This is a genomic window from Anaeromonas gelatinilytica, from assembly GCF_016820635.1.
GTDB classification, from domain to species: domain Bacteria; phylum Bacillota; class Clostridia; order Tissierellales; family SIT17; genus Anaeromonas; species Anaeromonas gelatinilytica.
Genome location: NZ_WSFU01000050.1, coordinates 25,622 through 36,625 on the forward strand (window position 1 = coordinate 25,622; position 11,004 = coordinate 36,625).

Genomic DNA, 11,004 nt, shown 5'->3' on the forward strand with positions numbered 1-11,004 from the left:
CTAATCCTCTTTTTCAATATAATTTTTATCATCACTATAATTATTTGAATATTTCCATGAAGATAATTTTGAACTTTTAAACATACTCCACAATGGTGCTCTAATTAATGTATCCTCAATTCTCTCTTTTCTAAATGGGGAAAAAGGGCTTAAATAAGGCACCCCAAAAGACCTCAATGAAGAAAGATGAAGCATAATTATTGCTAACATTATTACAATCCCCATAAATCCTAAAATATTTGCTCCAATCATTAAAATTATCCTTATAAATGGTAGAGACTCTGATAATGCTGGTACAATAAAACTTGTTATAGCAGTTAATGCAATAATAATTATCATTATTTCACTAGCCAATCCAGCAGCAACTACAGACTCCCCTATTACTAATGCTCCCACTATACTTATAGCTTGCCCAATAGGTTGAGGCATTCTTATACCTGCTTCTCTTAAAAGTTCAAATAGTAAAGACATAAATATTGCTTCCCAAAATGGATCAAAGGGAATGCCTTCATGAGAATCCATAATAGATAGTAATAATCTCACAGGAATAACTTTTGTATGAAAATTTATTAAAGCTATATATAATGCTGGTAACATTGTTGTTATTATAAAAGATATAAATCGTAACATTCTATTAAATGAAGCATAAAGAATTCTAGAATAATAATCCTCACTACTTTGTAAAGTTTCTACAAATAAATAAGGCAATGTCAAAACAAATGGAGTACCATCACAAATTATTGCTATTCTTCCCTCTAAAAGTTTACCTGCTACCTTGTCTGGTCTTTCACTAACTCCAATTGTTTGAAATGGTGAAAATGGAGCATCTTCTATAAATTGTTCAATATATCCAGATTCCAGTATTGAATCTGATTTAATACAAGATAATCTATATTTCAAATCAGAAATTATATTTTCATCAGCAATTCCTTTTATATAACAAATACATATATCTGTATCCGTTTCTACACCTAATGTTAAAGTTTCAAATTTTAATTTTGGATTCTTGATTTTTCTTCTTAACATTGCAGTATTAGTCTTTAAATTTTCAACAAAACCTTCTCTAGGACCTCTAATTACACTTTCTGTAACTGGTTCAGAAATACTACGTTCTTTCCAATCCCTTGCAGAAATAACAAGAGCACTATCCGCTCCATTCACATACATTAAAGTATCCCCTGAAAGAATGCTTTCTATAGTTTTCTTAAAATCTTTAACTTCTCTAATATCTGATGCAGTTATTATCTCTTTTTTTATAAATTGAATTATATCTTCTTCTCTAGTCCATTCATCATTATCTTTATTATAATCAAACTCTAAAAATCTTTCTAAAACATCATTATTAATAATTTCTTCATTTATCATTCCATCTATATATGTAATAATAACTTCTCTTTTAAAATCATCACCTATAGTTATCTTTCTTAATATAAAATCAAAACTATCAACAAAAATTTTTTTTAATTCAATTTCTATATTATTAATATCCTTTGGTATTTTAGTATCTATATTTAATGAAATATCAATTTTTTTATTCTTAGATTTTTCTTTTTCTAATTTCATATATCTAAATATATTTCCTAATTTTCTAAACATATTATTATCCATCCCAACCATTTACAAAATCCCTTAAATACATATAAAGAATTATTACCAATAAAAGTTAATAATATACAAATAAGGCTCAAACATCTAGATGCTTAAGCCTTATTTTTACTTTACAAGTTTATAATAAATTCTTGAAGTCCAACTATATACAATTCCATATACTAAAACAAATACCAATATTATTAAACCAGTAAAACCTAAGAACAATTTTTTATTAGTGAGATTTAATAGAGCTAATATCTTTGTAACTGCGGGAAATGCAACCATAAGATGAATAATAGCTGTTACAAGAGGTAAAAAGAAAACCATTAAAACTTGACTCTTAATAGTTGATTTAACTTCATCCTTGCTCATACCAACTTTTTGCATAACTACAAACCTATCATGATCCTCATATCCTTCAGAAATCTGTTTATAATAAATTATCAATACAGTTGCCACCATAAACATAGTACCTAAGAATAATCCAATGAAAAATAAACTACCATAAACTGATAAAAAATCATCTCTATTTGTATATATATCTTCTATACTTTCAAAATTTTCTATAGACTCTTTTAAATTACTATTTAATTCAGTTACAAACTCAATTTTATTATCTTTTTTACCATCTAAATTAAAGTTATATTCATAGTAAACATGATTTTCTATGCCTTCTTTTTCACTTATAATAGTTGCCAATTCATTCAAAACTTTTTCATCAGGTACAATAATATTAATTGTATTAAATATATTCATACCACTAACAAAATTAATATCTTCTACTTGATCTTTTATTTTAAGTTTTTTATCGTATATATTTAGACTGTTATAATCAAAATCCCCTGTATTAGTATAAATTAAAATTTCGTCTTTATTTAATACTGTATCTTTTCCTTCATATTTATTATAATCCTCCAATGTAAATAAGTTAGCTTCATACATATCTTCCATAGACTTATTATTAAATTTCATTTCATCTATTGTGAACCTATTCTCATCTAAATAAACAACCGTACTAAATCTCTTATAATTTACCATATCATTTACATTCACATCATAATTTTCAGCATTATTTAAAATAAGCTTTTCAATTTCTTCATTTTCTTCTCCATCATATTTATAATTAGTCATTACATCATAGGGAAAACGAGTTCTCATAATGTCTTCCATACCTACATACAAAGAAATAGTAGAAGATAATGTAAGTAACACAGCTGTACTTAATATACATATATTAGTAAGACCTACTGCATTTTGTTTCATACGATAAATCATACTAGAAACTGAAATAAAATGTTTTTTATTATAATAAAATTTCTTGTTTTTTCTTAGTATTTTAATGCAAGTAATACTTCCTGCTGTAAATAACAAGTATGTTGCAAATATAACCAAAATAATTGCTATAAAAAATACATTTATAGAATTTATAGGATTCTTTATAGTTAATGATAGATAATAACCTATTCCCAAAAATATAAATCCTACTATTGACATCAACCATTTTGTCTTAGGTTCTCTCTCTCCCTTCTTGTCTCCTTTAATTAAATCAATAGGATTTGTCATGTAAGTTCTTATTATATTGAATAACATTACTAATCCAAACGTACTAATAAAAAGAATCATTGTTGTTATAATCGACTTTATTGATATACTAAATTCAATTGATGTACTTAAATTTAATATATTAAGCAATACTGTAAACATAAGACGGCCAAATAATACTCCTGATAATATTCCAATCAATAGAGAAATTCCTCCAGAATATACTACTTCCCAAAGTAGCACTCTACTAATATGCTTTTTTTCCATACCTAATACACTATACAGCCCTAATTCTTTTTTTCTCTGTTTTATAAGAAAGCTATTAGTATAGAAAATAAAGATTATCGAAAATATCCCTTCAGTATATACTCCAAAATTCAAAATTGTTGACATGGTACCAACACCAAAAAAGTTTCCTCCAACTACTTGCTGTGATATTGCATGAAGAATATAGAATAAGGAAATTATAACTGTAGAAGATAATATATATGGAAAATATGTGTTTTTATTCTTCTTTATATTATTTATGGCTAATTTAGAATAAAACATTTTATTCATTTTTGTTTCCTCCTGTAGCAATAAGAGTTAATGCATGAGATATTTTTTCGTACATTTGTCTATTTGTTAATTCTCCCTTATATATTTGATGAAATATCTCTCCATCCTTTATAAATAATACTCTACTTGCATGACTTGCAGCTGTTGTACTATGTGTTACCATCAAAATTGTTTGATTATTTTTATTTATTTCTGAAAATACATTTAATAATTCTCCTGTAGCTTTAGAATCCAAAGCTCCTGTGGGCTCATCAGCAAGTATTATTTCTGGTTTCGTAATAAGAGCCCTAGCTACTGCAGCTCTTTGTTTTTCTCCTCCTGAAACTTCATATGGAAATTTTTCTAACAAATGATCAATCTTTAAACTCTTTGCTATTGGAATTAATCTATTATTCATTTCCTTATAATCCTCTCCAGATAAAACAAGAGGTAGAAAAATATTATCTTTTAATGAAAAAGTATCTAATAAATTAAAATCTTGAAATACAAACCCTAAATGTTCACGTCTAAATGATGCAAGATCTTTTTCTTTCATAAATAATATATTATTTTCTTTTAATAGTATTTCTCCACTATTAGGTTTATCTAAAGAAGCAAGTATATTTAATAACGTGGTTTTTCCTGACCCAGATTCTCCCATGATAGCAACATACTCTCCTTCTTCAACCGAAAAAGAAATATTTGTTAATGCTTCAACTTTATTACCACCAAATCTGGTGGTATACACCTTTTTTAAATTTTTTATTGTTAACATTTCCATCTAAATCCCTCCAATTTTCTTACTATACTTTTAGTATAATAAAAAGAGAAATGTTTTACCTTAGAATTGGCTTACATTTCTCTTTTAAACCTTACATTTATGTAAGGCTTAATCATATTTCTAATTCTATAGAAGATAAATCTATCTTTACTGTAGTTCCTATACCAATCTCTGAATAAATACATATATCATGATTAAGTTTATCTAAAATTTCTTTACACAAATAAAGTCCTAATCCAGTAGATTTTTTATTGATTCGTCCATTATATCCGGTAAATCCTCTTTCAAAGATTCTTGGTATATCACCCTTACTAATTCCAATTCCTGTATCTTTAATAACCAATTTTTTTTCCTCTTCAATGTAAATATCTATATATCCTTCATGTGTATACTTCAATGAATTTGAAAGAATTTGTTTTAATACAAATAATAACCATTTTTCATCGGTTATTACCCTAACATCTTTTTCACTTAATTTTAGACTTATACCTTTATGAATAAAAATCTTCGAATAAGTTTTTACTGCTTTTTTTACTATACATAATAATGAATATTCTTCTAATCTTAAATCTGAAAACATATTTTCCAGTCTAAGATATTGAAGAGCCATATCTACATATTGTTCTATCTCGAAAAGTTGATTTGAAATATCTTCATATAATTCACAATTATTTAAATCCACTAAAAGATATGCACCCGAGAGAGGAGTCTTTATCTGATGAGTCCATAGTGTAAAATACTCTACTAATTCTGTATTTTTTTGATCAGTTTTTGTAATCAATTCCTTTTTATCTTGATACAACTTAGCAATCATATCTTGATACATCTTTTCTTCCAAAGTTTTTACTGTAGGAAGACTATCTATAGTAATATTTTCCTTAATATTTAATAATGATTTATAATTTTTAAAATATTTATATATATCCAGTATTATAAATATCAAGCTAAAATACCCACATATGAGTGTAGAATATAAAACTGTCTCTAATGGAAGAGAATAAATATAAAAAACTATTAAAAAAATAGATGCAAATATAATATAAACATAAATCCATACTCTTCTCTCTTTTACATATGATAAAAAAACATTTATATTCCTATCCATTTATTCCACCACATACCCTAATCCTTTTTTGGTCTTAATAAAATCATACACATTTATTGTTTCTAATTTTTTTCTCAATCTTGTTATATTTACAGTCAATGTATTATCATCAATAAAATTATCACTTTCCCACAATCTACTTATAAGTAGATTGCGAGATACTACTCCTCCTTGATTTTCCATAAGAACCTGCATAATTTTAAAATCATTTTTAGTAAGTTCTAACTTCTTATCTTTATAAGTAACAGAAGTATTATTCAAATTAAGTATAACACCACTGTGTTCCAAAAACTCTACTTGCCTTTGAAAGGAATATGTTCTTCTCATTAGAGCATTTATTTTCGCTATCAATACACTTAAATCAAAAGGTTTCACAATAAAATCATCCCCACCTATATCCATTGCCATTACCATATTCATATTATCACTTGTAGAAGAAATAAATATAATTGGTACTTTCGATAACTTTCTTATCTCACTACACCAATGATATCCATTATAGAAGGGTAATGAAATATCCAGTAAAACTAATTGAGGATTAAACTCTATAAATTCTTTTATAATATTTCTAAAATCTTTTATATATCTAACTTCATAATTCCACTTAATTAAATGTTTTGTAATTGCTTTTGCAATTACCATATCATCTTCTACAATCATTATTTTATACATAAATATCACCTTTTCAATAAAAAATTTATAATATTAGTATACATCAATTTCTAGTTTGTTATAAATAAAGACATAGAGGTAAATACCTCTATATCTTTATTTTAATTATACTTCGGCAATTCTAAGATAACTTTAAATAAATCTCCATCTATCTCAATATTAAATATTCCATCTTGTAACTCAATTAGACTCTTAGCTATAGAAAGTCCTAATCCACTACCTGGACTATGTCTAGATTCATCTCCTCTTTTAAATCTTTCCATTAATTCATCTGGAGATATATTAAGTTCATAAGCTGATATATTTTTAATGGCTAATCTTATATTATCTTTTGATTCTTCTATATCTATATACACCCTAGAACCTTCAAGAGTATATTTAAATACATTGGAAAATAGATTCTCTATAGACCTCCATAATAATCTACCGTCAGCCTTAACATAAAATCCTTCCTTGGGATTATTAATTTTAAATTCTAATTTAGATTCTTTTATTTTATCATTCAATTCTCCTAATCCTTGAGTAATAAGAGATAAAATATCTATCTTTTCATAATTCACTGGAATATTTCCACTATTAGCTTTAGATGCTTCAAATAAATCATCAGTTAATAATTTTAATCTCTGAGATTTTTTATCTATCACATCTATATACTCCTTCATTTTTTCAGGATCATCCTCCTGCTTCAATAAATCTACATAAGTAATTATAGATGTTAATGGTGTTCTTATATCATGAGAAACATTACTAATTAACTCTGTTTTTAATCGTTCACTCTTCACTTCATTTTCCACCGCCTGATTTAATCCCTCCGTAATAGTATTTATATTTTCTGCTAACTCTCTAAATTCTCCATTACTCTTTATATCTATTTCATGATTCAAATCTCCATCCTTAGCCTTACTTACACCTTCCTTTATAGCCTCAAATTCATTTACTTTCTTAAATGCTAACCATATAGCGAATCCAATAGTTATAGGAAACATAAAGAAAGTTCCTACTACCAATAATGGATACCCTATTACTATTAATATAACTTTTATTGCTGGACTTCCACTATCATATACATCCCGAGAAAATCTAAATATTTTATGGATTAATTTATAAGTTAATGAATATTTGATTAATGTTCTATTTTTTAAATGTTTAATCAATGATAGAACTAAAAGAAATCCCGCAACTGCAATCAATATTGTAATTGGAAGAAAAATTTCATAAATCATATCTCTATAGAAATTACCAATAATAACTATCTCTGTAGTTATTAATGCAATTGCTAAAATAACCTTTATATCATTATATATTTTATCAATAGAATTTAATTGTATATTATCATCATCAACTTTTCTTCCAATACTGTATATAAGATATATTAAAGCTATTAAAAATATAAATCCTAATATCAATAATTTATATACATTATCGGTTGCCAATTCTTTACGTTCTTGCCATTCATCCATTTTAGGATTCAAATATTCACTAGTAAAACCAATATATAATTTATTTTTAGAATCATTTAACTCATGAGTGATATCATTGAACCAATTATAATATTTATGTTCATTTATTGATTTAGGATAAACTTCAACATCTAATTTGTCATATATTAAGTATGAAGGTTGAGATTTAAAGTAATCTATGTTTTTATTTGAAATATTAGTAAATATGTCTTCTCCATTAGTAGCATAATATAAAATTCCTTCGTATTTATCTAATCTATTTAAGTGATTATTATATTGTCGTAAATCATCATTTATTTGTTCATTTTTCATTTTTTCAATCTGTTTTTTATTTTCTTCTTCAAATACTTTATAATTTTCTCTATCTGACAAATTAGGATTATAATTTTTAGAACTATCACTCCATTCATAAAATAGACTCTCAGTTCTTTCTTGTAGATAATCCTCATCAATTGTTTTACCTGATTTTATCTCTTTTTCATTTTTAAACTCTTTTATTAAGGAAATTAAATTTTCAGTAATTAAATCTAAATCACTAATAAACTCATAACTCTCATAATAACTATCCTGTGCAAAAATATCTAGATCTCCTTGGCTTTTATCAGTAAATTCTATAAATATATATATTCCTATACTAAAACATGCTATTGCAAGTATAAATGCTATAGTCTTAGTTATTGGTGAATAACTAAATCTTTTCAATTTTGTATCCAATACCCCACACCACCTTCAAATATTTTGGTTCCTTCGGATTTATCTCTATCTTTTCTCTTATTTTTCTTATATGAACTGCTACTGTATTCTCTGGATTAAAAGCTGTTTCCTTCCATACTTTTTCATATATTTCATCTATTGAATATACCTTTCCAGCATTTGCTGTCAATAATAATAGAATTTTATATTGTACCGGAGTAAGATTAACTTCTTCTCCATCTACCGTCACTTTTTTACTTTCATCATCAATAACTAATCCACCAGTCTTAAATACATTAATTTTCTCTGCTATACTTCCTAATGTAGTATATCTTCTAAGCTGAGATTTAACCCTTGCAATCAATTCTAATGGATTAAATGGTTTAGTAATATAATCATCTGCTCCCATATTTAATCCCATCACTTTATCCGTATCTTCTGTTTTAGCAGACAACATTATTACAGGTATATTTTTATACTCTCTTAATCTCATTGTAGCTCTTAAACCATCCATTTGAGGCATCATAATATCCATTATAACTAGATGAATTTCATTTTCTTCTATTATATCTAAAGCCTCTATTCCATTGTAACCTTTGAATACTTCATGACCTTCGTTTTTTAAATATATTTCTATTGCATCTACTATTTCTTTTTCATCATCACATATTAAAATATTCATCATAATACCTCCATTGCATAAATTTGTTCATATTATATCACACACCTCTATTATTTACTTCAATATAATAATAGCAATTAAATATTAATAAATACTTGATAAAAATCTTAAGATTTTCTTAAGAAGTAATAAAAGATGGCATATATGCCATCTTTTATTATCTATTTATTTTTTATATTTCCTATTTGTTTTAATACTATAGATACCGTTCCATCTACATTATTGATAAATTCTATCCTATCCTTATCATCGAAAAATTCAATCGGTACACTTATCTCTATCCCTGTATCAGTAACAATTTTTTGTTTTCTAAAATTTCTTTTTTGTATCTTTTCATTTACTTTAAAAGACTTTTCCTCTAAACCTTCTTTTTCCATTATATCTATATACTCTTTTTTCATTTCTACATTATTTTTAAATATAATATTAGCAACATCTTCTATATCTATCTCTTCCTTTGTTTTTAAAGATTCTACTACAGCTTTTTTAGCCTGTCCTACCTTTTCATAATCTCCTTCACAATTATTCTCTAAAAATTTCTTTGTTGTTTTGGTTAATATATTCACTTTTTCTTTCTCTGATCTCTTACTGCTACACTTTAAAAAAAGTCTAGATAAATAATACATTTTTTCACCATTTATATCATATTCTTTTTCCAACAATCTAATATCTAATGTGGTAAGATCAATCAATACACATTCATCTACTTTTTGATTTTCATTTGGTAATGAAGTCTTTTGCTTGACTATTGAATTAACCATTTTTTCATTAATCTGATCTACATTATGAATATAAGACGTTCTATAATTCAATTTAAATATACCTAAGTAATTTCTACCTTCATATATAAATATACTAAATAAAATATCTCCTGAAGGTATATCAGGATTTATTTTTATAATATCAAATAGCATCTCACTTAATTCTTTTGTATCATCTACAAATGTACTTAAATTATAAGATGTACAGATTTCCTTTATCCTATTAGAACCTTCATTAAATCTAGCTGGCCTCAATGAACCATCATTTAAAATTCGAAATATATGTTTTTCCAAAAATTCTTTTATATCATCTTCTAAGGGATGTTCTCCTTCAGATAAAACAGGTATTTCTAAATTATTATCTAATATATGAACTATCATCTTTTGTATTTCTAGCTGTTTTTCTTCCACTTTATATATACACTCCTTACAAAATTACTTTTTAGATTCATTAATATTTTATTTTATTAATTACATTATGTCTACAGATAACATAAAAAAGGAAGCCAAAAGCTTCCCTTTTCTAAATACTAATAACGTCCTCCAAAACCATAAGGCATAAATAATACTACTAATAGTAAGAAAAAGAATAGTAACTCACTACCTCCGTCAAATAGACCTCCTAATATTCCACCACGAGCTCCACTCATTAGAATACCCCCTTCAAAATATTGTACAAAGATTTTTAAAAGAAAATCTTTTCAATATAAAGTATGTAATAATAAAAAATTCTGTTACAATAAATTTTTCAATATAATATATTAATCCTTTATTTTTTCACTAAAACAATATATAATATAAGTTAGTACTATAACATGGTACTAATTTATATTATAATCTCGGAGGGAGGTGAACTGTTGCAAAAACACTTATGAACTTTATAAATATATATATATAAATTTTATAATGATACAACAACTAAATTTGTGATATAATATTAATTAACTATTGTGAATCCCATATATTGCGAAAGTAATATAGTCATAGGGTAGAACCTTGGGGGTATTAGTGCATAGATAAAACTACTTGCGTAAGTAGTTAGCGAAAACCAAGCAAATTTAGTAGATACAAGGGATTACACTAAAAAGTAAACTTGTATATGTACGATGCGTTGTATCGGAATTTAAGCCTTTGGACTATTATATCAAACTAGAGTAGCATATTCTAATGAATTGCAAAAT

General features: G+C 25.7%; 8 protein-coding genes. All 8 read right to left on the reverse strand.

Annotated features, from left to right (window positions below; translation table 11 throughout):
- A complete protein-coding gene (locus GOQ29_RS03910) occupies window positions 1-1,596 on the reverse strand; it encodes a spore germination protein (RefSeq protein ID WP_203371330.1) in 1,596 nt (531 codons plus the stop codon).
- Window positions 1,597-1,713: 117 nt separating this feature from the next.
- Window positions 1,714-3,690, reverse strand: a complete 1,977-nt coding sequence (locus tag GOQ29_RS03915) for an ABC transporter permease (RefSeq protein WP_203371331.1) — start codon at window positions 3,688-3,690, stop codon at window positions 1,714-1,716.
- Window positions 3,683-4,450 (reverse strand): ABC transporter ATP-binding protein, encoded by a 768-nt coding sequence (locus GOQ29_RS03920; RefSeq protein ID WP_203371332.1) that lies wholly within the window; start codon window positions 4,448-4,450, stop codon window positions 3,683-3,685. Before GOQ29_RS03920 ends, GOQ29_RS03915 begins: the two co-directional genes overlap by 8 nt.
- A gap of 112 nt (window positions 4,451-4,562) precedes the next feature.
- On the reverse strand, window positions 4,563-5,555 hold the full coding sequence (locus GOQ29_RS03925; protein WP_203371333.1) for a sensor histidine kinase: 993 nt from the start codon (window positions 5,553-5,555) through the stop codon (window positions 4,563-4,565).
- Window positions 5,556-6,227: a response regulator transcription factor gene (locus tag GOQ29_RS03930; RefSeq protein ID WP_203371334.1), complete on the reverse strand. Its 672-nt coding sequence runs from the start codon at window positions 6,225-6,227 to the stop codon at window positions 5,556-5,558.
- A gap of 101 nt (window positions 6,228-6,328) precedes the next feature.
- Entirely contained in the window at window positions 6,329-8,401 is a 2,073-nt protein-coding gene (locus GOQ29_RS03935; protein ID WP_203371335.1) for a sensor histidine kinase, read from the reverse strand.
- Window positions 8,376-9,062 (reverse strand): response regulator transcription factor, encoded by a 687-nt coding sequence (locus tag GOQ29_RS03940; protein WP_203371336.1) that lies wholly within the window; start codon window positions 9,060-9,062, stop codon window positions 8,376-8,378. Before GOQ29_RS03940 ends, GOQ29_RS03935 begins: the two co-directional genes overlap by 26 nt.
- Before the next feature lie 161 nt (window positions 9,063-9,223).
- Window positions 9,224-10,234: a nucleoid-associated protein gene (locus GOQ29_RS03945; RefSeq protein WP_203371337.1), complete on the reverse strand. Its 1,011-nt coding sequence runs from the start codon at window positions 10,232-10,234 to the stop codon at window positions 9,224-9,226.
- Window positions 10,235-11,004: the final 770 nt, after the last annotated feature.

Excerpts from the sequence above, each read along its gene's own strand:
- GOQ29_RS03920 (WP_203371332.1), bottom strand. The coding sequence starts at position 4,450 with ATGGAAATGTTAACAATAAAAAATTTAAAAAAGGTGTATACCACCAGA.
- GOQ29_RS03910 (WP_203371330.1), bottom strand. The coding sequence starts at position 1,596 with ATGTTTAGAAAATTAGGAAATATATTTAGATATATGAAATTAGAAAAA.
- GOQ29_RS03930 (WP_203371334.1), bottom strand. The coding sequence starts at position 6,227 with ATGTATAAAATAATGATTGTAGAAGATGATATGGTAATTGCAAAAGCA.
- GOQ29_RS03925 (WP_203371333.1), bottom strand. The coding sequence starts at position 5,555 with ATGGATAGGAATATAAATGTTTTTTTATCATATGTAAAAGAGAGAAGA.
- GOQ29_RS03915 (WP_203371331.1), bottom strand. The coding sequence starts at position 3,690 with ATGAATAAAATGTTTTATTCTAAATTAGCCATAAATAATATAAAGAAG.
- GOQ29_RS03940 (WP_203371336.1), bottom strand. The coding sequence starts at position 9,062 with ATGAATATTTTAATATGTGATGATGAAAAAGAAATAGTAGATGCAATA.